34 protein-coding genes are annotated in these 22,738 nt (G+C 66.6%); 21 read left to right on the top strand and 13 right to left on the bottom strand.

From position 1 onward, the window contains the following. The 6 genes from ASF57_RS25665 to ASF57_RS10920 form a co-directional block, all read left to right on the top strand. Positions 1 to 258: hypothetical protein (locus ASF57_RS25665; protein WP_210166824.1), on the top strand; the 258-nt coding region annotated here is incomplete at its 5' end. 61 nt (positions 259 to 319) lie between these two features. Then, positions 320 to 562 carry a hypothetical protein gene (locus ASF57_RS10900; RefSeq protein WP_056483097.1) on the top strand — a complete coding sequence of 81 codons (243 nt, stop codon included), beginning with the start codon at positions 320 to 322 and terminating at the stop codon, positions 560 to 562. A 275-nt stretch (positions 563 to 837) separates the two neighbouring features. After that, entirely contained in the window at positions 838 to 1,305 is a 468-nt protein-coding gene (locus ASF57_RS10905; RefSeq protein WP_156376086.1) for a hypothetical protein, read from the top strand. Between the two features lie 15 nt (positions 1,306 to 1,320). Then, positions 1,321 to 2,448 carry an HlyD family secretion protein gene (locus ASF57_RS10910; protein ID WP_348528123.1) on the top strand — a complete coding sequence of 376 codons (1,128 nt, stop codon included), beginning with the start codon at positions 1,321 to 1,323 and terminating at the stop codon, positions 2,446 to 2,448. Next, the gene (locus tag ASF57_RS10915) at positions 2,438 to 3,502 is read left to right on the top strand and encodes a DUF2955 domain-containing protein (RefSeq protein ID WP_056483099.1); all 1,065 of its coding nucleotides are present in this window, start codon (positions 2,438 to 2,440) and stop codon (positions 3,500 to 3,502) included. Before ASF57_RS10910 ends, ASF57_RS10915 begins: the two co-directional genes overlap by 11 nt. After that, a complete protein-coding gene (locus tag ASF57_RS10920; RefSeq protein WP_056483102.1) occupies positions 3,499 to 4,863 on the top strand; it encodes a TAXI family TRAP transporter solute-binding subunit in 1,365 nt (454 codons plus the stop codon). The genes ASF57_RS10915 and ASF57_RS10920 overlap by 4 nt, the downstream gene beginning before the upstream one ends. On the opposite strand, the gene ASF57_RS10925 is transcribed toward ASF57_RS10920, so the two are convergent. Continuing rightward, entirely contained in the window at positions 4,860 to 5,336 is a 477-nt protein-coding gene (locus tag ASF57_RS10925; protein WP_056483105.1) for a hypothetical protein, read from the bottom strand. The genes ASF57_RS10920 and ASF57_RS10925 overlap by 4 nt on opposite strands. Positions 5,337 to 5,683: 347 nt before the next feature. Continuing rightward, positions 5,684 to 5,914, bottom strand: a complete 231-nt coding sequence (locus tag ASF57_RS26895) for a hypothetical protein (RefSeq protein WP_056483109.1) — start codon at positions 5,912 to 5,914, stop codon at positions 5,684 to 5,686. Between the two features lie 686 nt (positions 5,915 to 6,600). On the opposite strand from ASF57_RS26895, the gene ASF57_RS24675 reads away from it, so the two are divergent. Beyond that, positions 6,601 to 7,556 (top strand): IS630 family transposase gene (locus tag ASF57_RS24675; protein WP_156376087.1). Its coding sequence is split into 2 segments (ribosomal slippage): positions 6,601 to 6,952 and positions 6,952 to 7,556, totalling 957 coding nucleotides; the frame shifts between segments, so codons are not numbered across the junction. A gap of 158 nt (positions 7,557 to 7,714) precedes the next feature. On the opposite strand, the gene ASF57_RS10945 is transcribed toward ASF57_RS24675, so the two are convergent. The 3 genes from ASF57_RS10945 to ASF57_RS10955 form a co-directional block, all read right to left on the bottom strand. Beyond that, positions 7,715 to 8,104: a hypothetical protein gene (locus tag ASF57_RS10945; protein ID WP_156376088.1), complete on the bottom strand. Its 390-nt coding sequence runs from the start codon at positions 8,102 to 8,104 to the stop codon at positions 7,715 to 7,717. 171 nt (positions 8,105 to 8,275) lie between these two features. Next, positions 8,276 to 8,653 (bottom strand): hypothetical protein, encoded by a 378-nt coding sequence (locus ASF57_RS26220; RefSeq protein WP_162241557.1) that lies wholly within the window; start codon positions 8,651 to 8,653, stop codon positions 8,276 to 8,278. Beyond that, a complete protein-coding gene (locus tag ASF57_RS10955; RefSeq protein WP_156376089.1) occupies positions 8,562 to 10,505 on the bottom strand; it encodes a hypothetical protein in 1,944 nt (647 codons plus the stop codon). The genes ASF57_RS26220 and ASF57_RS10955 overlap by 92 nt, the downstream gene beginning before the upstream one ends. Positions 10,506 to 10,892: 387 nt before the next feature. Between ASF57_RS10955 and ASF57_RS10960 the strand changes: the two genes are divergently transcribed. Genes ASF57_RS10960 through ASF57_RS10975 form a run of 5 tightly spaced genes read left to right on the top strand, consistent with a single transcriptional unit; the run spans position 10,893 to position 12,471 of the window. Then, on the top strand, positions 10,893 to 11,177 hold the full coding sequence (locus ASF57_RS10960; protein ID WP_156376090.1) for a hypothetical protein: 285 nt from the start codon (positions 10,893 to 10,895) through the stop codon (positions 11,175 to 11,177). Continuing rightward, complete coding sequence (locus ASF57_RS10965) at positions 11,174 to 11,656, top strand: hypothetical protein (protein ID WP_056483130.1); 483 nt, start codon at positions 11,174 to 11,176, stop codon at positions 11,654 to 11,656. The genes ASF57_RS10960 and ASF57_RS10965 overlap by 4 nt, the downstream gene beginning before the upstream one ends. Beyond that, entirely contained in the window at positions 11,653 to 12,000 is a 348-nt protein-coding gene (locus tag ASF57_RS10970) for a hypothetical protein (RefSeq protein ID WP_056483133.1), read from the top strand. Before ASF57_RS10965 ends, ASF57_RS10970 begins: the two co-directional genes overlap by 4 nt. Continuing rightward, a complete protein-coding gene (locus tag ASF57_RS25670; RefSeq protein WP_156376091.1) occupies positions 11,997 to 12,155 on the top strand; it encodes a hypothetical protein in 159 nt (52 codons plus the stop codon). The genes ASF57_RS10970 and ASF57_RS25670 overlap by 4 nt, the downstream gene beginning before the upstream one ends. A 1-nt stretch (position 12,156) precedes the next feature. Next, positions 12,157 to 12,471 (top strand): hypothetical protein, encoded by a 315-nt coding sequence (locus ASF57_RS10975; RefSeq protein WP_056483136.1) that lies wholly within the window; start codon positions 12,157 to 12,159, stop codon positions 12,469 to 12,471. Positions 12,472 to 12,493: 22 nt separating this feature from the next. Here ASF57_RS10975 and ASF57_RS10980 read toward each other — a convergent pair whose 3' ends face one another. Then, positions 12,494 to 12,733 carry a helix-turn-helix transcriptional regulator gene (locus ASF57_RS10980; RefSeq protein ID WP_056483139.1) on the bottom strand — a complete coding sequence of 80 codons (240 nt, stop codon included), beginning with the start codon at positions 12,731 to 12,733 and terminating at the stop codon, positions 12,494 to 12,496. A 156-nt stretch (positions 12,734 to 12,889) separates the two neighbouring features. Here ASF57_RS10980 and ASF57_RS10985 point away from each other — a divergent pair, with 156 nt between their 5' ends. Together ASF57_RS10985 and ASF57_RS10990 are read left to right on the top strand one after the other, a co-directional pair. Beyond that, on the top strand, positions 12,890 to 13,078 hold the full coding sequence (locus tag ASF57_RS10985) for a hypothetical protein (protein ID WP_056483142.1): 189 nt from the start codon (positions 12,890 to 12,892) through the stop codon (positions 13,076 to 13,078). Beyond that, positions 13,078 to 13,959 (top strand): phage antirepressor KilAC domain-containing protein, encoded by an 882-nt coding sequence (locus ASF57_RS10990; protein WP_056483148.1) that lies wholly within the window; start codon positions 13,078 to 13,080, stop codon positions 13,957 to 13,959. Before ASF57_RS10985 ends, ASF57_RS10990 begins: the two co-directional genes overlap by 1 nt. Before the next feature lie 71 nt (positions 13,960 to 14,030). Here the strand turns inward: ASF57_RS10990 and ASF57_RS10995 are convergent, their stop codons facing one another. The 6 genes from ASF57_RS10995 to ASF57_RS11020 form a co-directional block, all read right to left on the bottom strand. After that, complete coding sequence (locus ASF57_RS10995) at positions 14,031 to 14,420, bottom strand: hypothetical protein (protein WP_056483151.1); 390 nt, start codon at positions 14,418 to 14,420, stop codon at positions 14,031 to 14,033. Positions 14,421 to 14,763: 343 nt separating this feature from the next. Then, positions 14,764 to 14,985, bottom strand: a complete 222-nt coding sequence (locus ASF57_RS11000) for a hypothetical protein (protein ID WP_056483154.1) — start codon at positions 14,983 to 14,985, stop codon at positions 14,764 to 14,766. Next, positions 14,972 to 15,220: a hypothetical protein gene (locus tag ASF57_RS11005; RefSeq protein WP_056483157.1), complete on the bottom strand. Its 249-nt coding sequence runs from the start codon at positions 15,218 to 15,220 to the stop codon at positions 14,972 to 14,974. Before ASF57_RS11005 ends, ASF57_RS11000 begins: the two co-directional genes overlap by 14 nt. 21 nt (positions 15,221 to 15,241) lie before the next feature. Further along, positions 15,242 to 16,858 (bottom strand): AAA family ATPase, encoded by a 1,617-nt coding sequence (locus ASF57_RS11010; RefSeq protein ID WP_162241558.1) that lies wholly within the window; start codon positions 16,856 to 16,858, stop codon positions 15,242 to 15,244. Between the two features lie 97 nt (positions 16,859 to 16,955). Further along, a complete protein-coding gene (locus tag ASF57_RS11015; RefSeq protein ID WP_056483163.1) occupies positions 16,956 to 17,504 on the bottom strand; it encodes a hypothetical protein in 549 nt (182 codons plus the stop codon). A gap of 164 nt (positions 17,505 to 17,668) precedes the next feature. Beyond that, positions 17,669 to 18,226, bottom strand: coding sequence for a hypothetical protein (locus ASF57_RS11020; RefSeq protein ID WP_056483166.1), 558 nt, complete (start codon positions 18,224 to 18,226; stop codon positions 17,669 to 17,671). A 409-nt stretch (positions 18,227 to 18,635) separates the two neighbouring features. Between ASF57_RS11020 and ASF57_RS11025 the strand changes: the two genes are divergently transcribed. The 7 genes from ASF57_RS11025 to ASF57_RS11060 all read left to right on the top strand — a co-directional run bounded on the left by ASF57_RS11025 (position 18,636) and on the right by ASF57_RS11060 (position 22,087). After that, complete coding sequence (locus tag ASF57_RS11025) at positions 18,636 to 19,073, top strand: hypothetical protein (RefSeq protein WP_056483169.1); 438 nt, start codon at positions 18,636 to 18,638, stop codon at positions 19,071 to 19,073. A gap of 2 nt (positions 19,074 to 19,075) precedes the next feature. Further along, positions 19,076 to 19,525, top strand: a complete 450-nt coding sequence (locus ASF57_RS11030) for a hypothetical protein (protein ID WP_056483172.1) — start codon at positions 19,076 to 19,078, stop codon at positions 19,523 to 19,525. 2 nt (positions 19,526 to 19,527) lie between these two features. Continuing rightward, entirely contained in the window at positions 19,528 to 19,980 is a 453-nt protein-coding gene (locus tag ASF57_RS11035; protein ID WP_056483175.1) for a hypothetical protein, read from the top strand. A 1-nt stretch (position 19,981) separates the two neighbouring features. Further along, the gene (locus ASF57_RS11040) at positions 19,982 to 20,386 is read left to right on the top strand and encodes a hypothetical protein (protein WP_056483179.1); all 405 of its coding nucleotides are present in this window, start codon (positions 19,982 to 19,984) and stop codon (positions 20,384 to 20,386) included. Between the two features lie 224 nt (positions 20,387 to 20,610). Next, positions 20,611 to 20,835: a hypothetical protein gene (locus tag ASF57_RS11050; protein WP_056483185.1), complete on the top strand. Its 225-nt coding sequence runs from the start codon at positions 20,611 to 20,613 to the stop codon at positions 20,833 to 20,835. Then, positions 20,832 to 21,590 (top strand): hypothetical protein, encoded by a 759-nt coding sequence (locus ASF57_RS11055; RefSeq protein ID WP_056483188.1) that lies wholly within the window; start codon positions 20,832 to 20,834, stop codon positions 21,588 to 21,590. Before ASF57_RS11050 ends, ASF57_RS11055 begins: the two co-directional genes overlap by 4 nt. Beyond that, positions 21,587 to 22,087, top strand: a complete 501-nt coding sequence (locus ASF57_RS11060; RefSeq protein ID WP_056483190.1) for a hypothetical protein — start codon at positions 21,587 to 21,589, stop codon at positions 22,085 to 22,087. The genes ASF57_RS11055 and ASF57_RS11060 overlap by 4 nt, the downstream gene beginning before the upstream one ends. A gap of 46 nt (positions 22,088 to 22,133) precedes the next feature. On the opposite strand, the gene ASF57_RS11065 is transcribed toward ASF57_RS11060, so the two are convergent. After that, on the bottom strand, positions 22,134 to 22,607 hold the full coding sequence (locus tag ASF57_RS11065; protein ID WP_056483193.1) for a hypothetical protein: 474 nt from the start codon (positions 22,605 to 22,607) through the stop codon (positions 22,134 to 22,136). Between the last annotated feature and the right edge of the window lie 131 nt (positions 22,608 to 22,738).

The following is a 22,738-nucleotide window of genomic DNA, read 5'->3' on the forward strand; positions in this document are numbered from 1 at the left end:
GGGAGCACGGATTGCGGGCGGAGCGACATGAGTGGCCTCCGGGCGGGACGGCCATCCTACACCCAGACCACCACCCCTCGGAATTCGCCAACAGGGTCCCAGCGTCTTACCGACATGCTCCGCGAGATAGACAGCGGCCTCTGGTGGTCGACCGATGCCGAAGCGAGGCTTGATGCCGACCGGATCTCCGCCCAGGCCGAGATCATTCGGGTCGCCATCGACGAAACCAAGAGGCTGGTCGAGAGGATCACCGCCTGAATCGGTCCTCCCGTCCCGCATTCGTTCTCGGAAGTACCGCCCCACGTTCAGGATCGAAGAGATGGATGTCGTCCTCACGCCCACTGGGTCCACTGGCAATGCCTGGACCCTGGATGATCGTCTGGGGCGGAAGCTCGGGACCGTTACGAAGCCCGACGACACCGACGACGTTCTGATCCAACCGGAACCTGCCGGGCTCCTCAAGTCAGTGAAGCGGGAACATGCTTCGCTCGACGCGGCCATGTCGGCCATCGCAGCCGCCGCGCGTGGTGCGTGCACGCTCGACAGTCGGGACTGGGAGTAAAGACGCATCCCGACGCGACGGGACCCGACTACCGCGGTACCGGAGATGCTCTAGGCTGTCGTCGCCACCGCGCGGATCTTCCCTCAAAGCGGAATTTCTCCAATCGCGTATTTCGGAGGCGTGCTACAGCGTCAAGGAGATCCGGAAGAGATCGTCTCCGGTCATGCAATTCAATCTTGAGTGCTGCCAAAATTGACGACATCGGCTTCGACATATCTCGAATACTCGTGTAAGTTTTAAGACTCAGACGATCGAATAATATCCGGGAGGCGCGCATGGCCGTGGCAGCGCAGATCGACACGCTCCTGCCGCTCTCGGCCGTCGCGCCGTCGAACAATCAGCGATTGTTCGTCCGATATTTCACGGCGATCCTGATCGACCTCGTCGTGCTGAACCTGTTCGTCGAATATTCCGGGAAAGTCTTCATCGAGTCGTTCACGATTTCCCTGCTGGCCGCCATCCTGCTGCAGGTCTTGCTGAAGCTGACGATCTTCGTCGAGCATTGGGTCGCCGATTTCTTCAATGCGAGATCCGGCGCCCTCATGAAATTTTCGCGCTTCTTCTTCGCCTGGCTGGTCCTGTTCGGCTCCAAGTTCGTGATCCTGGAGGCTCTGACGGTCGTGTTCGGCAGCAGCGTTCGTTTCGAGGGGGCCTTCCACGGAATGGTGACGCTGATCGTGGTCGTCGTGACGATGCTCGTCGCCGAGGAGGCGATCGTGCGGCTCTATCGGAAGCTCAACTGAAAGATCGCTCCAGCCATGGCCCGGATGTCAGCGGATCGCGAGGGCGACGGCTCCGTGCCGGACTTTCCCGCGCAGCGGCAAAGCCCCGCGAAGAACCCGGTGCGCCGCGTCACCCTGGCGGTCGTGGCGCTGGGCGCGGTCCTCTTCGCCTACGGCATCGCCGGTGATCGCGAAACGCCCTACACCTCACAGGGGCTCGTCCAGGCCTACCTTGTGCGGATCGCCCCGGAGGTCGCCGGCAGGGTGACCGAGGTTAGCGTTCACACCGACCAGCGCGTGGAGGCCGGCTCGGTCCTCTTCCGCATCGATCCGGATCAATACGCGCTTGCCGTTCGGCGCGCCGAGGCGAAGCTCGAAGCCGCGGGGCAGTCTATCGGGGCCTCGACGGCGGCCGTTGCATCGGCGCAGGCCAAGCTCGCTGACGCGGTCTCGAAGCGGGAGAATGCGCGCGAGCAGACGGGACGCATCTTCGAGCTGGTCAAGAAGGGCGTCTATGCCCAAGCCCGTCAGCAGCAGGCGCAGACGACGCTCGACTCCGCCGAGGCAGGCGTGTCCCAGGCCAAAGCCGAGGTCGAGAAGGCCCAGCAAACCCTTGGGCCGCAGGGCAAGGATAATCCCCAGATCCGGGAGGCCTTTGGCGCGCTGGAGCAGGCGAACTTCGACCTTACACGCACCACGGTCGTTGCGCCCTCCGACGGCGGTGTCACCAATCTCTCGCTTGCGGTCGGTCAGGTGCTCGGCAAGGGCGAGGCCGCCATGACCTACATCGACCTGCGCGAGGTCTGGATCGAGGCTGCCTTCCGCGAGAACAGCCTTGAGAGCATCAAGGTCGGCGATCCTGTCGAGATCGTTCTCGATATCCTCCCAGGGCGGGTGATGCCGGGACGGGTCGCGGCCCTCGGCTACGGCGTCGGAAACCGCAGCATTGATGCCCGCACCGGTTTGCCAAGCCCGCGCAGCCAGAGCGGCTGGATCAGAACGCCCCAGCCCATGCCGGTGCGGATCGAATTCGACCGGGAGACCCGTCCCCTGCGGGTCGGCTCGCAAGCAAACGTGATGGTCTATCCCCACGACAGCCCTGTGATGAACACCATCGGGCGGTTCCGAATGCGGCTCGTGGCGCTTCTGACCTATGTCCACTGACCTGACGAGCGAACGAGAACCTACCAGGGCGCGCCGCGCCGCGCTCCGTCTCGCCTTCGGCGTGACCGCATGCTTCGCGCTCGTCGAGGCGGTCGGGTGGGACGCGACGTTCCTGGCGCCGCTGCTGACGGCGCAGGTGCTCACGAAGCTGCGGCAGCCCCCGAGCCTGAGCCAGGGCCTCGCCCTCGTGCTCCTGATCGGACTGTCGACGGGATTCGTCCTCGCGATCACGAAGTCACTCCTGAGCCACCCTGCCGCGTTGATCCTTACCCTCGCGTTGCTGCTCTACCTATCGTTCTACGCCCACCTGAGGGGCGCACCGAACCTCGTGACGCTCCTCCTCCAGATCTCGGTGGTCTCCCTGCCGGTCCTCGCCGTCGCGTCGCCCGACGCCGCCGTGGAATTTGCTGGTGTGCTCGTCTCCGCAGGCTTCGTGGCGGTGCTGACGGCATGGGTCGCGTTCGCGGTATTCCCCGGAGACGCGACCGATACCGCACCTCAGGCGTCGGCAGGCGCCTCCAATGTTCCCAGCCCGCCTCAGGCGGCACGGGAGGCGCTCCTGAACACGCTCGTCCTGATGCCAGTCCTGACAGGGTTCGTTCTCGTCGCATCAGAACTCGCCGTCGTCGTGCTGATCGTGATCGTCAACCTGCTCCGTCAGCACAATCCCCTGCAGGGGCGGCATGCGGCGTTGGGCCTGATCCTCGGCAACCTCATTGGCGGTTTGGCAGCGGCCGTCGTCTACAACTTGATCCTGCTGAACGACACCTTCCCGTTCTTCGTGATGGTGTGCCTCGCGGCAACCCTCGCGTTCGCAGGCCGCATCGCGACCGCCGGCCAGCGTGCGCCGATCTACGTCATCGCTCTCGCAACCTTCATCCTCCTGCTGGGCCTCGGAATGACACCGTTGCCAGGCGGTAGCGGCGAGGCCTTTGTCACGCGGCTCGTCAATGTCCTGTGGGCCTCCGCCTATGCCGTCGGGGCGGTCTCGGTGCTGGAGTTCTGGCGGATCCGACCAACCCACGATGTGCCAGTCGAGCCCAGCGCGCGATGAAGCCCTTCCTCAAGATCGTGGCCATCGTGGGCACCCTCTTCGCGGGGATAGGGGCTGGCGCCTACACCCTGACGCGCTACCCCTCGCTCGTCTCAGCCAGATACACTGTGACCTTGGCAACCGGCCCAGTCGGAAGCGACGGGCAGAAGGTGCTCGCCGCCTTCATCCGCGATCTATCCGCCGAGCATCCCCTCATCCGCTTGGTCCCTATCCCGACGGACAATTTGTCCGAAAGTGGAGAGGCGCTCACGGAAGGCCGCGTCGATCTTGCCGTGGTGAGGAGCGACGACGAGGCGGCCGCGAACGGACGAACGATCTTTGTGCTTCGGCAAGACGGGGTCGCGGTTCTTCTGCCACCACAGTCCAAGATTGAGAACGTGAGCGAGCTTGCGGGCAAGAAGGTCGCGATGGCGAAGGGAGTCGATCCCGGCCTGCTTAGAGCCTTCAGCGCATTCTACGGCCTACGCGAGGCCGATCTCATCGAGATGCCGGCGGCGGAATTCGGACCCGCGCTGAAGGCGAAGCGGGTGATCGCCGCGCTCGCTACTGGCCCGCTTGGACCCGGGCTGATCCCGGACGCCTTCGCCGGCATCCGGAAGAGCTTCAAGGCGAAGCCGTCCTACCTCGACATTGCGGAAGCAGACGCCATTGTCGCCCGTGTACCTGCCTACAAGGCAATCGAGATCAAGCAAGGGACTTATGGGGGAACGCCGAGCGAACCCGATGAGGCGATCCACACCTTCGCCGTCCGCACTCTGCTCGTCTCGCGCGCCTCGCTGCCGGACCGCGTAGCTGGCGAGATCACGCGGCTCCTATTGACCACGAAGGCGAAGCTCGTCGCCACGCTGCCGGCTGCAGGCCAGATGGAGGCGCCTGAGACCGAGAGGTCCGCACTGCTCCCCGTCCATCCCGGGACGCTGGCTTACCTGAACGGTGAACAGGAAAGTCTGCTCGACCAGACCGTCAACGTCTACTGGCTCGCCGTCATGGTCTGTGCCATCTTCGCGCCCCTCGTGGGTTGGATCGCGTCGCGGCGCCGGCTGCGCCGCAGCCATGAAGAAGGCGCCAAACTGCGCCGGGTGGTTGAACTGGTTCAGGTGATCAAAACCGGCACAGCCGAACAGCTGGCTGCCGCCGACGCGGAGTTCGAAGGCATGACGGAGTGGCTGTTCGAGAGGCTCGCGGCGGGCGAGATCGAGCGCGACCACTTTCAGTTCATCGAGCGGATCATTGCGCAAGCGCGCGCAAGCATCGAGAGCCGCCTCGGCAAGGAGGCCGCAATCGAGGCGCCGTCGAAGGCTGCTTCCAAACCACGCCTCGTGTCGTCCACGCAGACTGACACACTCGACCCCGCGTCCTAGCGACATTTGATCGGCGGCTCCTCGATGGCCTTCCCCAGCCGCTCCAGTTCCAGCGAGTAACAGAACAGAGCGAACAGGATCGCGATGATTGTGATCCCCTTGGCAGCAGCTTGGCCGAACGGCGGGAGTACCCCAAGTTCAGGCACGTGCCTGAAGAAGACTACCGAGAAAAACGCACCGCCGAAGAAGAAGCTTGCGCGACTGGAAAACTGGAGCAGGTGTCCGACGAGGACGTTCCGGAACGGCACGAAGATCGGCACGTAACGAAGTCTCACCCAATAGCAGGATTGTAGGACGACAACGCCGCCGACGATGATCGCGAGACGCCATGGGTCAAGATCCTGCGGCTCTCCGATGTGAGAGACCATCCGTCGGAAGATCGGCAGGATCATCCAGAGCAGGCTAGAAGCCACCGCGGTCTGGAGGACGAGAAGGGCACCGTAAGCGGCTGTCCATCGTGACGCTTGACTCATGCAGCCTCCCCGGGATTGGGTCAGCACGCATCAAAATCGTCTGTTGCGTCAACCTTAGAGGTGGCCCGGCGCAGACGAAGCGCCGCTTGAAGGCGTCTCTCGGAAACGCTTGCAAGCTGCCCAGAGTTATCCGTCCCCACTCAAATGTCACGCTTAATCAAGCCCTGGAGGTTCGAGTCTGACAGACCGCAGGGGGTTCCTCTCGCACACAGCCGCCTGGTTGGTTAAACCACATGCTTTGCGCAGCCATGATTAGAGCGCGTGAGGCACTCGGCTCGCAGTCAGTGAATGCTGCTGTAACCGCAGCCCCTCTTGTCACGCTGAGGGCGAAGAGGCAGTAACGGGCACTACCAGCGCTGGAAGCGCCGCACCCCGACCATCCGCGGCCCGTAGTATCCGCGTCGGACGACCCCCACCGCACGCGGTCCGTAGTATCCGCGCCGGACGCCGACCGCACCACGAGGGCCGACGCACCCGGCCCGATAGACGCCGCGAGCGCATACGAAGGCATTTGCCTCCGTCGGGACGTATGCGAGCAGGCACGCGAAGAAACCGAAAGCGACCAGGACGTACTTCATGACGAGCCCTCCGCGCGTTGCCGGCTGATTACATCGGAAGCACTAAACCGAATCACGGCGGCCGCCACTGTAACATGCCGCCGAAAAACTGCTTGTTTATTTGTGACAGCTAATTGGCTGGCGAGATAGAATGCAATGCAATCAAGCAAAGATGTTGCGCTGGCAACCTTCTGTGCTCGCTCCATTGCCGGCGCCCGCAGCCCAGGAGCTCGGGGTCCGGGCAGGCCTGAGGTGCAAGCCTGCTTCAAGCGGAACATATTCAAGCTCTCGCCTGGATGTCAGGCAGCGATCAACCGCTACTCGAAGACGCAGAAAAAGGACTGAGGGAAGAGGTCCAGCCGACAGCATGCCGCCACCACACAACGGCCGTGCCGCCCTCGAAGACTGACCCTGCCCGTCTACGGCCAGAGCACCCCGTACACGACTACGGCGCAGCTAGCCGCAATGACGGAAAACACGAAAGCGATCACTGTAGAATCGCTATCTACCTGTGCGCGGAGATTACGAAGAACTGCCATAGCTAGGCTCCGTTCTGCTTGAACGGTATCAGAGCAGGTTCTCAGGCGGAAGGGAACGGCTCACGTGCCAGGAGCCACTAGAGCCGTGCCCTGGCGGCTTGAATCGCTTGGGGTAGGCAGTCTGGATTGCGTGTGGTTCAATGAGCGGGCTTGTGAGGGAGGATTGCCATGCCTTCAGCCCTGTCGGTCGATCTGCGCGCACGTGTGGTCTCCGCGATTGAAGCGGGCGCATCGCGGCGTCAGGCGGCCAAACGCTTCGGTATCGGAGCAGCCAGCGCGATCCGGTGGCACGAACGCTACCGGCAGGACGGGCAGATTGCGCCCAAGCCGATGGGCGGCGACCGCAACTCGCAGCGCCTGGAAGCGCAGGCGGCCCTCATCCTTCGGACCTACGAAGAGCATCCGCAATCCTTCCTGCGTGAGCTCCGCGACAGGCTCTCGGAACGCGGCGTCCGGGCAAGCACGAGCAGTCTGTCGCGCTTCTTCGCCCGGCACCGCATCACCCGTAAAAAGGGGCTGTCCACGCGGCCGAGCAGGAGCGGTCGGATGTGAAGGCCGCGCGCGAGGACTGGTTCGAGCGCCAACTCGATCTTGATCCGGATCGCCTGGTCTTCCTCGACGAGACGGCCGCTACGACCAAGATGGCACGCCGCTATGGTCGTGCTCCGCGCGGCGAGCGCTGCCGGATCGCCGTGCCCCATGGGCATTACAAAACCACCACAATCACTGCCGCCCTGCGCGCCACGGGCCTGATCGCCAGGACCGTCTTCGACGGAGCGACGAATGGCATGCGCTTCAGGGCCTACGTCACCGACACCCTGGCTCCTGTGCTGAAGCCCGGCGACACCGTCATCCTCGACAACCTGAATGTCCACAAGGTCGCCGGCGTGCGCGAGGCCATCGAGGCGGCCGGCGCGCGGATTATCTACCTCCCCGCCTACTCGCCGGACTTCAACCCCATCGAACAAGCCTTCGCCAAGCTGAAAGCCCTCCTGCGCACGGCCGCCGCGCGCACCGTCCCAGACCTCTGCCAGGCCATCAGGGACGCCTTTGCCGCCTTCAGCCCAACCGAATGCCGAAACTACATCACCGCCGCAGGCTACGACGCTTATGACCCAACCTGAGCGGACGCAGCTCTAGCAGGGTGCCGAACGCGGCGCCCTTATTGCGGTGGTCGTACACTCAGTCAGCCCCCGAATGGGGAGGTGCTCCCTTAACGATGCCTCCACGGTCTTGACTGGCCATGAATACGGCAACGCATACCGCCGGGACGGTTCGCTCCTCAGCCGGCGAGTCCGAGCCTGTCGATCAGGGCCTGCCTCGCCCCTGCCGGGACCTGGTTCCGTCCCTCGACGAGGATGGCCATTGCCTCGCCCATGATCGACTTGAGGCTGACCGCGATGCCATCCAGGGTCTTCGTCTGCTGGATGCGTGCCGGGATGGACGACTGCATGAGGATGGTTGCGACCGCCTGCGCGATGGCGCTGTCCACGGAACGCGGGTCTGGCAGGCCTGCCTCACGGCGCTTCGCCCTCTCCTTACGCTTCCGCTCGGCTGCATCCCTGCGCGTACGGGCCCGCTCGGCCGAGGGGTTCTCCAGGGGGATGGGAAGGGGCGAGCCCGGGGACGGGCAGGACGTGAGCATCGTCGCGATGTCGAGGGCGGTGGTCATGACGGAGGGCTCCGTAGGGGACGCCTCCATTCTCGACGGGGGCATGCAAGCCACAAGCGGACGCGTCACACATGAGCCATCGGTCGATCCGCCCGATGAAGCCCCCAACAGGATCGACGTCATAACCAACTGTTTGAACAACACGTGTTGTTGAAATCGTGTTGTTGAAATCTAGTCTGGCCCCGGCATCCCGATCTTGCGGATGTCCCACGGTCCCACGGGGCTGAGTGCGAGTTTCGCGATGCCCCCGTCGATATGCTTATGCGACCACGTCGTCGCGATGATCACGAGCGTGTCGGCGCGCTCCTGCCCGTCCACGCCGGGATCGGCCAGAGCCAAGCCGGCTGCCACGAGGGCGCGCCGGACGGGGCCTCCGGCCGCATCGTCATGCGTCGCCACGACGGAATGCGTGGTGCGCCATTCCGTGAGCACGCGGCGGAGATAGGCCCGGCCCTCGTCATGGGGGGGCGGCGCATGGAGGGCCTCCTTGACGGAGGTCAGGTGATGGACCTGCCCGTAGCGATAGATCCGGCGACCGTGGGGTGACACTGCCGGGCGGCCTCCGTACCAGCCATCGCGGATGGCGGTGCGCTGGCGCTGGTGCAGCCGGATCTCGTCCATCGTCGACATGATCGGCATCGTCACGCCTCCACCAGACGCAAAGACGCCCGCCGGGCCGGATGGCGCGCAGCGGGCGTCTGTCTGCGGTGGAGGGAGGTGCCGACCATCGTGACGCCGAGATCATAAGACCTGTCGATGCGGGCCACAAGCACGGCGTCACCGGCAGGAGCACTCGCCTTAGTAGCCCGTAACAGTTCGTGTGCGCCCTGGGACTGGTCGGGATCGGCGTCGACGGCCACGGATTCGATGACGGGCTCGGGGACGGGGCGGCCTTCTGGACGCGCTTGGTCTTGGGCTTCTTGGTCACGACGCCGATGGCCGCTATGGCCCGGGCGTCCCTCAGGCATGTGTCGAGGTAGCGCTGGCTCGGGAGGTCGAACACCTGCACCACCTCGGCGTTCGTCAGGCCGACGGCGCGCATGTCGAGGGCGGCCTTGCCGACGGCGCGCCGGGTGGCCTGCTGGACGTCACGGTCGATGATGCCAGCCTTCCGGCGGGCGGTGATGACGCGGCCGACGGCGTTGGTCTTCCGCCGGGTGGAATCGACGAGCATGCGCAGGTCGGCCTTGCGCATCTCCGCCGTGGTGATGCCGAGGTCCTCGCAGAACGTCCGGGGCGCGGGGCGGTAGCGGGGGTCGACCTTGCGTCCCTGGTACAGCACGCGGATGCCCTCGGCAGCCTCCTTGGCCCGCTTCCGGATCGTCACCGTCTTGGCCAGGGCCTCGGCCTCGGAGAGGCCGCAGCGGGCCGCCTGGGACCGGACGTAACCCTCAAGGTCGCTGGCGGGCAGATCCCATGCGGCGGCGTACGCGAACGCCTTGATCATCGCGTTTCGGCCGCCGCCGTCGGGGATGGGACCGTTCCCGTGACGGAGGGCGAAAACTTTCTCCAGGTCGGCACGGAGCGTGCCCCAGTAGGACCGGCCGCCGAGCTTGGCACCATGCTGGCCTTCCCGGCGGGGACGGGCGGCGCGTGCGGCGGCCTTGGCGATCCGTTCGGCCTTGGCCTTGGCCTTGTCGTCTTTGGACTGGCGGGCATGGGGGAGGACGGCGGCGGTGAACGCGTCGAAGTTCGTGCGCTGGATGTCCGCGAGGCTATGGGGCCAGGCGAACGACACCTGCAGGCCGGACTTCTCGTTCTTGGTCTGGGGCAACCTGAACCACTTGGTCGCCGTCCTGCCGCTCGGATCGGACCCCAGGAACAGGAACCGCTCGTGCAGGATGCGCTGCGTGGCCTTCCAGCGGGTTCCGATGAGCGGCCACGCCTGCGCCGGGTACTGCCAGACAACGAGGTGCCCGCGACCGCTGAAGACGATCCATGACGGCACAGGCAGGCCCATGTCCTCGATGGTGTTGAGGATGACTTCCCGGATCTCCTCCGGGGAGACGTCGCGCCATTCATGGGTCGCGTAGGTGTCGAGGTCGAGCCAGTTGGACCCGATGGCGGTGATGTTGGCCTCGTTCTTCGAGGGCTTGGGCTCGCCCCGCTGATGACACCGATACGACGCCATCGACATGAACCGGGCGCCGCCGAGGGCGGGGGTCCGGGTCGCGAGGGCGTGGGGAGACCAGCGCTGGTCGGTCCACGTGAAGATGGGCTTGCCATCGGGACCCAACTTGCGGCCGGGCTTGGGACCACCGAAGGCGACCTGGCCGGTTCCGCCCTTGGGGTGGAGCAGGCGAGCGTATGTGAGCTGATCGACCTGGAAGGACCAGCGACGGCCCTCCACGGGCTGCGCGGGGGTGGAGGCCTGGCCTCCGGATGTCTTCGGGGTTGTCACGACGGTCCCTGTGCTGGGCTCAGCCGCGGGGCACCTCTGCCACGACTGTCGCCGACTTCGATGCAGGGATGGTACACGGGTCGTCAGCAAGGTCAAACCCGGACGGTACGGCTGCTATCCTTGGGCAATACTTGAAGGACAGGATCGATTATCCAGGGTCCAGGCCGGAAGGGCATGTCCGGTAGGGTGGCCGGCGAGGCCGCCACGGGGGAGTGTTGGGGTGTGGCGGTACCCAGGGACATCGAAGCAGGAGATGGTGTCTGGCGAGCCTCCCTGCGGAGAGAGTGATCGAGGGCCAGTCACTGAAGGGAGGGGCGAAGCGGAAATAATCCTTTTCGCCGCCATTGGCCGTCGGCCAAGGGCAGCATACCCCGTAACACTTTTTGCGTGCCGCGCTCCTTCGAAGGGCCAATTCCGGGCCATCGCATCGTGTGCGCGACCGTCAAGCCGGTGCTCGAAGCGCCGCGCCCGATCATCCAGCGCGTCGTCGTCGACCCGACCCCGGTCCCCGACCGCCTGCTCACCTGCAGGGCCCAGCCCGCGCTGCTGGACGAGGACGCGCCCCAGTCCGCGCTGGCCCCGGCCTACGTCGACGAGCGCGCGGCCGGGCAGGACTGCCGCAGCAAGCTCGCCGCGGTGAGGCGGACCCTGCGCGGGAGGAAGGTCAGATGAGGTCGATCCGTAGCATCCCGACGGTCTTCACGCCCTCGCGCGCGCTGGAATGGCATTGCGCCGGGACGGACGCGCTCATCGCCTTGACCCTGGCCCTGCCGGGCAAGACGTTCTCCACCGGCGCCGTCTGGGACAGGTTCGCGGCCATCATGCCCGAGAGCGAATGGGCGGTGCTGATCGGCGCCATCGCCATCGTGCGCATCGCCGCGCTGGCCATCAACGGGCACTGGCGGCAGACCCCTCTCCTCAGGGCGATCACCGCCCTGATCGGCGCGACCCTCCACGCCTACATCGCCGTCCTGTTCTGGGTGCCGAGGATCGGGGCGTTCGGCATCGGCGCCGCGTTCTCGGCCGCGTTGGCCGTCTCCGACATCCGCTCCGCCTTCCGCGCCGGCCGGGACATCGTCGTCGCCGGTCGGGTGTTCGCCATGCTGGAGGCCTCGCCCCCGGCCCCCATGCCCAGGAGCTTCGCGCCGTGAGCAACGTGTTGACCGGCGTCCTCACCGCCCTTGAGCCCTGGAAGGCCCTGATCGCCAGCATGGCGGGTTTCGGCGCCGCTCTCCTCGGCGTCCTCGGCGGCATCATCAAGCAGCGCAGGGTCTCGGACACGACCACCCTTGAGCCGTCTCCGTTCACCCCGAGGACGCTGGTGGCGCGGATGCACCCCGACGACCACGAGGCCCTCTCGGACGTGAAGTCCCGCATCGGCGATCTTCGGGAATCCATCGAGGACCTGACGCGCATCACGCGGCAGAACACGAAGGCGACCGAGGACAACACCGATGCCCTGAACCGGCTCCCCCCGGGCGGGAGGCGTCGGTGAGCAAGGGCGACGTCGCCTTCCTCCTCACCCTGGCGGGCATCCTCCGGGCCGGCATCCTCGCCGACCCGGTCCCCGAGTACCGGTCCCACGACCTCCGATGGTGGCCGGCGTTCGATTGGGACCGCTACCTCGGCGTCGACCGGATGGCGGCCTGACATGAGGGGCCAACGGGAACGCAAGCTCGACGACAGCGAGGTCGAGGCCGGGGTCGCGGCCGCCGGTTCCGTCGCGGCCTATGCACGGAGCAAGGGCGTCACCGCAGGCCTGGTGAGCAATCGCTTGTCGCGGATTCGATGCGCCCGGGGCGAGCCCGCGGCCTGGGACATCTCGTGGGAAGAGAAGCTTCGCTACCGCCCGACCCGGGCCGAGATCCAGCGCCTGCTCGATTACGAGGGGGCCGACGGTCCGGCGATCTGCAAGGAACGGTGGGGCGCGGGACCGGCCTACCTGATGAAGCGCGCCCGGGCGTGAGGGGCTGAGGTTTCAGCCGGGCTCAGGCCGTAGGGGATGCGAGGCAGACGCCCGGCCCCCGGTCATCCGTGGCCGGTAGGAAGACGACGCCGTGCTCCTCCAGGGCCCGCTGCAGGGCCGCTAGGTTCGGCGCGAACGGCGTCCTCAGGCCACCCTCGAACTTCGCGATGGTGCCCTGGCTGACCTGCGCCCATTCGGCGAGATCGCCCTGCGTGACGCCGATCAGGGCCCGCGCGGCCCGACACTGAGAATTCGTGATCATGCGTTACAGCATGCCTCAGCGTCCGTTTATAAGCAAGGTTGCTTTTTTTATTCCCCGGCCCCACAATACGGTTAACGCCGATTCACCACGTCGGACGTTCCTGCCGGAGGCACCACCCCCCGGCAGGTCGTAGTCACCCGAGACCGGAGTTCACCCGTGTCCAGAGCCAAGACCACTGATAACAGAACCGACGACGACCTGAAGGCCGCCTTGAAGGCCTTCCGCGCGATGGTCGTGGAAGACCAGTCCGCGTTCCTGGCCGAGCGCCTCTGGGAAGAGCGGGCCGTCGTCGCTAACAGGCGCGCCTCCCTGGCGCGGTCCATCCGCCTGCGGGGGATGAACTGATGAGCGCCCTCGTCCCCATCACCGCCGGGCTCGACGCCTCCGGCTTCCGCTTCGATGGCCGGCCCGTCCGCATCTACGCCCGGGACGGCGAGCCCGTGTTCGACGCCCGCGACATCGCCCGCGAGCTCGGTCACAAGGAATCGTCGGGCCTCACGCGTAAGCTCGACCACGACGAAAAGGGTCTGCACTCAGTGCAGACCCCTGGTGGCCCGCAGGAGATCCTGATCGTGACGGAGCCGGGCCTGTACAGGGCCATCGCCTCGCGCCGGCAGGTCGCCTCTCTCGGCGTCGCCATGGCCGACCGGATCGCCCGGTTCCAAAGGTGGGTCTTCCACGAGGTCCTCCCGTCGATCCGGAAGACCGGGAGCTATGGCGTGCCCGCCCCGGCGGCGCCGTCTGCGATGGACGTGATGGCCCTGTTCAAGGACCCGGCGTCGGCCCTGGAGGTCCTGGGCGTCATCGGACACTACGCCCAGCAGAACCTCGTCCTCCAGGCGACCGTCGCCCAACAGGATCAGGCCCTGATCGCGAAGGACGCCGTCATCGCCGTGGCCGCCCCGAAAGTGGAGGCGTACGACACCTTCCTCAACAGCGAGGGCCACTACGGCCTGCAGAACGCGGCCCGGGCCATCGGGGCCCCCGCCAACGGGTTCGTCGCCTGGCTGAAGGCTGACGGATTCCTGTTTTACCAAGGAGGCAGCCTCGTGCCGAAGGCGCCCTTCCTCAAGCTGGGTGTCTTCGTCGTCCGGGCCGCCGTTGGGGAGACGCTGGGGGCGCAGACGTTCATCACGCCCTACGGCCTGGATTACCTCTCGAAGCGGTGGAGGCGACAGAACCTGAAGGCCGTGACGTCTGCGGATCTCTTCGGGAATGTCGCGTAACTAAAACGTAGCTCAGCCCACTTCACTACACTTTGGGCCTGTTTCCATCGCTGGAGCAGGCCCTTAGCGTTTCAGTCGCCCGTTGAGAACTCCGCGACGCCCTTGGCGCAGGGCGTCTTCTCGAACCACTCAATCCTCGCGCCGGTCTCCAGGCTGAGGCACCAAGTGCCAAGGTCGGACGCGCCGCCGCACCACAGACCCTGCGCCATCTGGGCCGTGCCCTTCCTCCGGACGACGATGGCGTCCTGCGGGCGCCGCGTGTCGGTGATCTGGCACATGACCTCGACGTCGTCCTTGCCGGTCGCTTGGTTCGAGGTGACTGCCATCCCCGTGGTGTGCACGAACGGGCCAGTCTTCTGGCTGACGGACACGTACCAGTTCGGTGCCGACCATGGGCCGGTGTCCGCGGCCGCGGCGGTGGTGATCAGGGCGAGGAGGATGGCGACGGCTACGCTACGCATGATGGATCTCCATGTGGGATAGGGACGGCCCAGCACGAGCCGTCGGGCAGGAAGGACACGGAGGCGGCCGCGCGGATCGGGCTGCCGTCGGGAAGCGTGAATTCGTCGGACCGGTAGGGATCGAACCGAACCCTCAGCGCGCCTTCCGGGAGGCCGCATTCGGCGGGGACGCCCCGGGCGATGGCGACCACTTCGCGGGCCTGCCGCAGCCGAATTCGGCGCACACCGGCGAGCGAGACGACGAACCGGACGTCCCTGAGAGTCAGTGATGGGACGTGGCCGACGACCCGATTTCTGACGCGGACGGACCAGCAGCGCCGGCTCAAGTTGCGGTAGACGTCCGTCACCGCTGCGACATGGGCAGGGGGGCGAACGCCAATGCCAGGCTCTCCGCCTCGGCGGCGATGCGCATCGCCGCCTCCGGGTGCAGCATGCCGGCATCGACGAGGCGCGCCGCGCAGATGACCCTCGCCCGGAACCCGCGCGCGACGAGACGGCAACTCCTTCCCATCTGCCATGCGGCCTGGATGCGATCCGCCGTCGCGTGGAGGTCAGGGACGCACATGCTCGCGGCCTCCCGTCTCCAGGGCGAGATCCAGCGCCTCGGCCGCCTGCTGGGCGGCCTCGACCGGGGTCATCGCCTTGTGGCGAACCGCAAGCTGAAGCGCCTCCAAGTGGCTGCCGCAGACGCGGGCCGCATCGACGGAGACGCGCCCGGCGAGCGCCTCGGCGCCGAGGTGACGCTGGCAGAGCTCGACGAGGGCGGCGCCGTGTTCGCCGGGGACCGTTGTGGAACGCATGGTGAAATTTCTTGTTCGGGATCAGTGGCGGGGGGCCAGGCCGTCGCGGCCCGCTACGATGGTTTCGCAAAGCCGACGGACGCGACGCACGCTCCCTCCGTCGAAATGCTGCTCGATCAGGGCTTCCTCATCGCCATCGAGGTCCGGGAGCCAGCGCTCGTCCAGGCCACGCTCGGACCGGATCTCCGCCATGATCCCGCGAACGAGGACTGGGAGGTCCTCGCGCCGGGGAGACGGCATGGAGAAAATCCGGAACCGGTCGACGAGGGCCCCGTGGTCCTTCCGCAGGCTTGTCAGCTCGTTGGCCGTGGCGATCCAGGAGATCCCCGACAGGTCCACCGGGTGCTCGACGTAGGGGTCGAAGAAGCTCTGGGGGTCGGCCGTCAGCGTCAGGAGGCCGTCGAGCATCGAGCCGTTCTGCCTGCCCGATGCGGCCTTCTCGATCTCGTCGAGGACGATGACCGCGCACGCCATGCCAAGCCGCTTCAGGAGCTGCAGCGGCACGGATGCGCGACCGGTCCCCCATTGGCGGGATGTGCCATTTAGGGACGAATCGCTGACCCCGCCGCAGGAGATGATTTGCCATCCCAGCCCGAGGACCTCGGCCAGGCGCCGGGCCAGCCGCGACTTGCCCGATCCCGGTGGCCCGACGATCAGGATGGGGCGCAGGTGGACGTGCGGCCGCCCGGCGAGGTCCCGCAGCACCGCATCGACGACGTCGGCGGCGTATGGGAACTCGCCGACGAGGATCTCCCGCGCCCGGGCGAGGTCGGGCACGCGGACGAGGGGCCAGCGGCGGCCGGCGAACGGCGCGTACTCGGACCGGGCGGTCGTTGCGTTCGTCGCGTTCGAACCGCCGATGCGGTCCTCGCCGGCCTTGGCCGTCCCGGGCAGGTGATCCGTCGTCGCCAGGACCAGCAGCGACGGGCCGCTGCTGGTCCGGGCGGCCTCGATGGCCTTGAGGCCGGCCTTCGCCTTCGCCTCCTTCGCCCATTCCGGCTCGGCCTGCGGGAGCGTGCCCGTAAAGGCCGCGCGTCCGAACTCGATGCAATCGCGCACGAAGCCGGTAGGACCGCCTCCGGGGCGCCACTCCTGGAATCTCCACGGCTCATCCGCGTGAAGGGAGGCCCCGACGGCGCAGTAGAGCAGGTCGTCCTCGCCGCGCCCGCGCAGCCGGGCATGGCGCCATGCGAGGTCGGCGGTCTCGGCCCGCGCCTCCCTGTCGCCTAGGTCGGCGAGCAGGAGCCTCACGGTGTCGAAAAACTCCTCCTCGGGGCCGTCCGGGCCGAGGTCGAGGTCCCTGTCGATGGCCGTGTGGACGTAAGTGATCCGGCCAAGGATTCCGCGAGCCTCGAACAGATCGCTGGCGAACCGGGTCTCGGCGGCGATCCGGTCGCCCTTGTTGTTGAGGCAGGTGTTCGCAGCCCGCCACAGTCCTCGGACGAGCTCGAAGAACGGGGGCGATCCCCCGCACTGCGCCAGCATGATCTCGCGGCCCCCGTCGAAGATCGCGGGGCAGATCGAGAGGATCACCGCCTGGATGTGCCGGGCGTGAGAATTTCGAAGGGGAAGCTTGCCGAGGAGCAGGTCGCGCACGCACGGCGCGCCCGCCCCGTCTCGGGGGGAATTCTTTCGCATGTCGGTTTCCTGCGTCCGTACGTTGCGGGCGCCCGACATGGCCGAGCCTGTCCCGAAGGGGCGACGCTACAGCATCGCCCCTTAAGAAGACGTTTCGTTATTCGTCGTCGAGCGCCGGCGCGCGATGCTCGGCGCGCTCGGAGACGAGGCGTTGAACGAGGACCCGCGCATGCTGGGCGATTGTGTCCATGGTGACGTCGATTGGGCTGCCGGCCGGGGGGCCCGCGAAGCGAGGATGCCTCTCGCCGCGTAGCGTGCTCTGGTTCTCGACGGCGTTCGTCTTCATCAGCCGTGCGCAGGCCAGCATCAGGTCGCCGGTCACCCGGGGCCAGGGTTCGAACGCCGCCTCGCCGAGCGCACGCAGGACTGGCGCCGGGAGGCCGTATCGCCCGACGCGGTCTCTCTGACAGGTGCGCGGATTCAGACCGGTGACGAGCGCGAGGGCCTGAACCCACTCCGGCCCGAATACCTCCTTCGCCGCGGCGTCGACCGCTTCGAGGATCTCGCCCGCGATGGCCTTGGCTTCGTACTGGCGGTCGCCCGCGGTTGCGACGCGGCCATGGAACACCAGGGGCACCCCGTCGAGGACACCGACGCATACGCCGCCATCGTCGGGCTGGGTCATGGGGCGGAGGACGAGGAGCATGGACGTGGGTTCCCGCATGAGGAAGGGCGGCCCAACCGGGCCGCCCTGGAATGGTAGCTCTCTGGCTAGTCTAGTAGCGGTGGCACCCGTGGAGCGCCTCGCCGACGGACACCCCACTTTCCTCCGCATAGCCCTCGGCCGATGACAGGCGGCGGTCAAAGGCCTCAACCTCGCCGTCGCCATCTCCTTCGTCGTCGAGCAGGTCGTCCCGGGGCGCCGGACTGATCCCACCTGAACGTCGTGGCGTCACAGCCATGGTCGTCGATGTGGTCGTACAGGCGCTCGGTGCAGGGACGGGCGACGAAGCCAAGGCTGGCGGCGTGCTCCTTCGCCTCCTCCTCCGTCGGAAACGCATCGTAAGTTCCCTCGTAGGACACGACCCAGTCGCCGTCCTCGTCAAGGGAGACGGCGGCGGGGCGGGTCTGGGATTCGCGGTAGGCGTCAGCGAGCGCTCCCTCCTCGGTCATGCCGATGCCGAAGATGCCTGTGCCGGTACCGCCGGGGACCGCGATGAAAAAGGTGCGGGCATCGGGCTCCGTCAGCGGGCCGCACTCGGCCTTGAGGCGCTCGATGAGCTCTGCGGTCGCGAACTCGTAATCGCCGCCCTCGGGCGTCTCGTGGGCGATGTGCTCCTCTATGGCCGTGGCGGCGAGGTCTCGGTCCGCCTGGGTGGCGGCGGCCTTCCAGGCGGCGATGGCAGTGTCGATGGTGGGCTTGGACATGATGCGGCTTCCTGCGTCCGGTTCATGGAGGCCGGATCATCCGTGCCGTCCATGTCCGATATAATAGGACACGCCTTGAATAACGCAAGCCTTGAAACGACGAAGGCCCCGGCGGTGCCAGGGCCTGTCGTAGGTGTGCCCCCTCATGGAGGGGAGAAACCGGGGGTCCGGAGGTTTCGCCCAGGACCTGAAAAACGGTTTGCCCCCGTTACCGGGGATCACCGACGAAACATCTTGTTTCGTTCGATGTCAACGCGGCCGCCTACCCGAATCGACGGTGCGAGCGTATTTTCGGCTGGTGCCCATGGAGAGGGCGCGGCTGCCGGTGGCGGGGTCCAATCCCGTCATGCCGGATCGAACGGCCAAAGATGTCCCGTCACTCCTCGCTGAACTCTCGCGAGGCTGACGCATGTCCGACGCACACTCCGATTCCGTCGCCTCCGACAAGATCGCGTCCCTTGCCGGCTCCGTCTTCGCCCTGAGCAGGGAGGAGGCCGAGTCCCTGCAGCGGACCCTCACATCCATGAGGATGGAGAAGGACCGCGCCGATGCCGAGCGCATCGCCACGCTGATGGGCATGCCGGACCTGGAGATCGCGCAGGAGATCCTGTGGGAGTGCACGGGCCAAGGGTCCGAGACCTATCCCGCGCGCGCCCTGCAGATGCTGCACGAGGCGGGCTTCGTCCGGCACCGCGGGCTTGTTGCCGCCTATCGCGCGGGCTTCGAGGCATCCAGCGAGGGCTGGAACGGGGAGCATCCCGGCGATGCGACCGACGACGCCCGCTTCGTGGAGCGGATGCAGGAAGACATCGAAACCATCCACCACCAGCATCGAAAGACAGCCTGATCATGGGCAAGACTTGGTTCAAGCCGAACTACGTGCCGTCCGATCTCGATCCGGTGACCAAGGCGGTGATGCCCGGCGTCCTGGCGCCCGGCATGTACGCCGAGGACGAGGCGACCTTCGATGAGATCCTCGCCGATCCCCGCGTCGGAAAGATCGAGCGCGCCTTCAACGCCCCGCCCGAGGCAGGCCGTCCCCGGGCATGGCCGCCCATCACCATCGCTGGCATCCGGGTCCGCGTCGCCAACGAGGCCGAGCTCGCAGTCCTGCGCGGCGTGACGATCAAGACGCCCCCGCCGCCCGAGGAAGGCCTAACGCCCGACGAGATCAAGTCGTGGAGAGGGGTTGCCGACCGCATCCGAAACGGGAAGGCCCGCCCCCATCCCATGCGGATTCCACCGGGGATCAACCGGGCGGCCAAGCGCGCCGCCGCGGCCGCGAAGGGGAGGTCCTGATCTTGGGCCGCTCCAACCCCTTCTTCATCGTGCTGCCGGTCAACCCGGAGGGCAGCATCAACGACGCCCCCGGCGTGAGGGCCCTCGCCGAGTGCGTCCTCGCCGGCATGGACCGCGACCGCGCCTCCACCGAGGCAATCCGCTTCCTTGAGTTCGTCTCCGCCGGCAAGGGCATCGAGTGCGGGAGCAAGGGGCAGCTTCTGACCTGGGGCTACATCTCGAACTACGGAAACGCCGAGCGCACGGTCGAGGACCTCCGTCCGTTTTGGAACGGCCTCTGGTCGCTTGAGGATGGGCCGATGAGTTTCGAGGCGACCCTCGTCTCTTCGCAGGACGAGGAAGGACGCCCGGTCGTGGTGCAGGTCGGCCTTGATCAGGAAGCCTACGGAGATAGGCAGATGGTCATCACCACGAAGCGCACCGAGCTTCCCTTCGGCATCTGGAATGACTTCTGACATGCCCGTCTTCGAGGTCACCTCGCGCGTCACCCGGCGCTCTCTCATGCACCGCACGAAGGACGAGCTCGCCTTGCGGGTGCTGGAGCTCATGGACCTGCTCGATCAGGAACGGGCTCGGCGCCCGGAGGGAAGCATCACCCTGACGCCGGAAGAGCTCCGCAACCTGCTCAAGGTTTCATGGCGGGATGGGAACGGCCTACGGGAGATGTTCCAGGACGAGTGGCCCGAGACGATGCACGCCAACGTCAAGCAGACCATGGCCGAGATCGACCGGTGGAAGGTGGAGGGCGTCTCGAAGGAGAGCTACCCAGAGGAATCCCGGTGCCCTTGCGGCGTGCCCTACTCGGAATGCTGCGACGAAGCCGGCATCACCGAAGCGGAGTGCCCGACCTATGGCGCATGAACCAACCATCGCCCTGGTCTGCCCGGACTGCGGGCGACCTTTCACGCCGCATGACGGCCACATCCCTGAGCTCCAGGGATGCGGCCGGCTTGCTGTGCCGACCCTGCACGTCGGGCTCTGCCTCGCCACCGACGACCGAGGCGGATTCAAGGTGCGCTGGTCGACACGGCCGGTGCAGACGTCGCTTACCCCGGTCGCGCCCCTCCCGCAGGTGGGGTCCTTCCATGGGTGAGCAGACCGTGAGCGCAGCCACCATCCGCAAGAGTTTCGCCCTGCGGGTGAGGGTCGCCGAGATGGACGCCCGCCTCGGGGACAAGGGGTCCCGGGTCGACGGCGTCCTTTCGTGCCGTCCCATCATCGAAGAGGCGGCCGCGGAGATCGAGAGCCTTCGGATCGCGCTCGATTCGGCGGTGTCCCTGCTGAACGAAGGGGAGCGGGTAGAGACATGACCGAGACCGCCAAGAAGCGCGCCCTCTACCTCCGCCCCGGCTACCTCGACGCCACCGGCCTCGACGATGCCGTGAAGGCGTGGCTCCGCACCAAGGACATCGAGCCGGTCGACGACGGTTCCTACGAGCTCGTAGTCTACCTGCCGTACGACGGGGGCGGGAATTATTACCACGCCGATGTCTCGCCGAAGATGGCGGCCAAGCTGGTCGCGCACATCGCCGACGGCATGGAGACCCGGCAGATCCACCTCCGGGGGACCGACACGCAATGGGCGGGCGAGGTCGACCGCGAGAACGACTACAAGGTGCTCGAAGAAGCCGACCTCAAATGGGATGACTTCGGATACGGCGGGAAGCCGACCCTAGCCATCATGTCCATGGACGAGGTCGAGGAAGCCGAACGTCAGATCCGCGACGAGCATCAGCTTGAATGCCACGACCTCGGCGCCGTGTGGCAGCCTCCGCCTCCGAAGCCTCAGCATCTCCCGCTGCGTGGTTTGGGCCCGGGCGCACCGGGAACCGTGCGTGTGACCTGGACCGCGGCGGTATCGATTGAGGAGATCGCCATGATGCGTCGGGTGGCGGATGCCGACCCGAACCGTACCGGCGTCTGCGCCCCGGAGAAGCCCGACCGCACTCTCGAATGGCTGTCCGGCCTCGGGCTGTTCGAGAAGGTCCCCTTCGAGGGCCGGGTCGCCTATCGGCTAACCGACAGGGGCAGGCAGGTCGCGGATGAAGGCAGGAGCGCAGCATGACCGCCCGCATCGAGAACTGGTGGATTCGCGTCCGGGAAGAGGACGGCTCACCCGGCATTCTTCAACTTGCCGAGGTCGCGTTTGAGGGGAGCGAGCCGCGGCAGGTCAACTTCATGAACACGTGCGTCACGCTGATGCCGGAGGACATGGGCAAGCTGACCCTGGTCGAGCAGGTGATCCCGCCAGGGCGCGTCCTGTCCGATTTCATCCACCCCCACTGGACGGATCTATTCAATGGTCCGGAGGCGTACATGGCGTGGCGCGAGGCGCAGCATGTCGGCGCAGTCACCACCGAGGTCGCGATCTCTCCCAAGGCTCTGGACCCGTGCTCCGATGAGGAGATCGAGGCGTGGGAGACGTGGGCCAAGGACCAGGGGTTCGACATGGAGGAGCACCCCCTCCACTACCTGTTCATGAACAAGCAGACGTCGTCCGCCCGGAAGGGATGGAAGGCCGGCTTGGAGTTCGCCCGGCGCATCGTTCAGGGGCAGGCCTGATGGGTCTCGATTTCCGAAAGGCGTTCCCCGGCCGGGTCATCACGCTCTAGGCCTCGGGCGCGCCGACGTGCTCGCCCAGCGTCGGAAGGGCCAACTGCGTCCCGGGGATGGGGTGGAACCGCTCCCAGTTGATGTGAGCCCGGGGGCAGTCCCGGCCGGCCTTGTGGAGCTCGTCCCGACGCTGGTTCAGCGCCTCGATGGCCTCACGCGCCTCCTCATGCGCCTCCTCACATTCCTTCAGGCCCCACAGCATCTCGTCCGAGATGCCCGAGGCCTCCTCGAACAGGCGCCGGATGCGGGCGTTGCTGTCCCGTTCGATGCACAGGCCCTGGATCAGTCTGTTCCATTCCCCCGACGTGCACCGTCCGTTTGTCCGGAACTCCGCCAGGTCCTCGATCAGGCCCTTCATCTCGTCCTCGGTCGGATCGCCCTTCCGTCCGGAGCCGGCGCTCATCCCCATGTTGCCGAGGCCGTCGTGCCAGTCCGAGAGGTGATCCAGCTCGCCGTCCGCCAGGAGCATCTCTTGCGAGAGGTACGCCCGTTCTTCGGCGGTTGTCCGTCGTCAGATGATTTGGGACATTCAGCGGTGTTCAGGAGCGGAGGCTCTGGTCCATCTGGGGTGAGAGGTTAGGCGGCCTGCGCGTGGTGGCG

The organism is Methylobacterium sp. Leaf117 (assembly GCF_001422985.1).
GTDB lineage: Bacteria > Pseudomonadota > Alphaproteobacteria > Rhizobiales > Beijerinckiaceae > Methylobacterium.

Excerpts from the sequence above, each read along its gene's own strand:
- ASF57_RS10900 (WP_056483097.1), top strand. The coding sequence starts at position 320 with ATGGATGTCGTCCTCACGCCCACTGGGTCCACTGGCAATGCCTGGACC.
- ASF57_RS10905 (WP_156376086.1), top strand. The coding sequence starts at position 838 with ATGGCCGTGGCAGCGCAGATCGACACGCTCCTGCCGCTCTCGGCCGTC.
- ASF57_RS10910 (WP_348528123.1), top strand. The coding sequence starts at position 1,321 with ATGGCCCGGATGTCAGCGGATCGCGAGGGCGACGGCTCCGTGCCGGAC.
- ASF57_RS10915 (WP_056483099.1), top strand. The coding sequence starts at position 2,438 with ATGTCCACTGACCTGACGAGCGAACGAGAACCTACCAGGGCGCGCCGC.
- ASF57_RS10920 (WP_056483102.1), top strand. The coding sequence starts at position 3,499 with ATGAAGCCCTTCCTCAAGATCGTGGCCATCGTGGGCACCCTCTTCGCG.
- ASF57_RS10925 (WP_056483105.1), bottom strand. The coding sequence starts at position 5,336 with ATGAGTCAAGCGTCACGATGGACAGCCGCTTACGGTGCCCTTCTCGTC.
- ASF57_RS26895 (WP_056483109.1), bottom strand. The coding sequence starts at position 5,914 with ATGAAGTACGTCCTGGTCGCTTTCGGTTTCTTCGCGTGCCTGCTCGCA.
- ASF57_RS10945 (WP_156376088.1), bottom strand. The coding sequence starts at position 8,104 with ATGACCACCGCCCTCGACATCGCGACGATGCTCACGTCCTGCCCGTCC.
- ASF57_RS10965 (WP_056483130.1), top strand. The coding sequence starts at position 11,174 with ATGAGGTCGATCCGTAGCATCCCGACGGTCTTCACGCCCTCGCGCGCG.
- ASF57_RS10975 (WP_056483136.1), top strand. The coding sequence starts at position 12,157 with ATGAGGGGCCAACGGGAACGCAAGCTCGACGACAGCGAGGTCGAGGCC.
- ASF57_RS10980 (WP_056483139.1), bottom strand. The coding sequence starts at position 12,733 with ATGATCACGAATTCTCAGTGTCGGGCCGCGCGGGCCCTGATCGGCGTC.
- ASF57_RS10990 (WP_056483148.1), top strand. The coding sequence starts at position 13,078 with ATGAGCGCCCTCGTCCCCATCACCGCCGGGCTCGACGCCTCCGGCTTC.
- ASF57_RS10995 (WP_056483151.1), bottom strand. The coding sequence starts at position 14,420 with ATGCGTAGCGTAGCCGTCGCCATCCTCCTCGCCCTGATCACCACCGCC.
- ASF57_RS11000 (WP_056483154.1), bottom strand. The coding sequence starts at position 14,985 with ATGTGCGTCCCTGACCTCCACGCGACGGCGGATCGCATCCAGGCCGCA.
- ASF57_RS11005 (WP_056483157.1), bottom strand. The coding sequence starts at position 15,220 with ATGCGTTCCACAACGGTCCCCGGCGAACACGGCGCCGCCCTCGTCGAG.
- ASF57_RS11010 (WP_162241558.1), bottom strand. The coding sequence starts at position 16,858 with ATGCGAAAGAATTCCCCCCGAGACGGGGCGGGCGCGCCGTGCGTGCGC.
- ASF57_RS11015 (WP_056483163.1), bottom strand. The coding sequence starts at position 17,504 with ATGCTCCTCGTCCTCCGCCCCATGACCCAGCCCGACGATGGCGGCGTA.
- ASF57_RS11020 (WP_056483166.1), bottom strand. The coding sequence starts at position 18,226 with ATGTCCAAGCCCACCATCGACACTGCCATCGCCGCCTGGAAGGCCGCC.
- ASF57_RS11025 (WP_056483169.1), top strand. The coding sequence starts at position 18,636 with ATGTCCGACGCACACTCCGATTCCGTCGCCTCCGACAAGATCGCGTCC.
- ASF57_RS11030 (WP_056483172.1), top strand. The coding sequence starts at position 19,076 with ATGGGCAAGACTTGGTTCAAGCCGAACTACGTGCCGTCCGATCTCGAT.
- ASF57_RS11040 (WP_056483179.1), top strand. The coding sequence starts at position 19,982 with ATGCCCGTCTTCGAGGTCACCTCGCGCGTCACCCGGCGCTCTCTCATG.
- ASF57_RS11050 (WP_056483185.1), top strand. The coding sequence starts at position 20,611 with ATGGGTGAGCAGACCGTGAGCGCAGCCACCATCCGCAAGAGTTTCGCC.
- ASF57_RS11055 (WP_056483188.1), top strand. The coding sequence starts at position 20,832 with ATGACCGAGACCGCCAAGAAGCGCGCCCTCTACCTCCGCCCCGGCTAC.
- ASF57_RS11060 (WP_056483190.1), top strand. The coding sequence starts at position 21,587 with ATGACCGCCCGCATCGAGAACTGGTGGATTCGCGTCCGGGAAGAGGAC.
- ASF57_RS11065 (WP_056483193.1), bottom strand. The coding sequence starts at position 22,607 with ATGCTCCTGGCGGACGGCGAGCTGGATCACCTCTCGGACTGGCACGAC.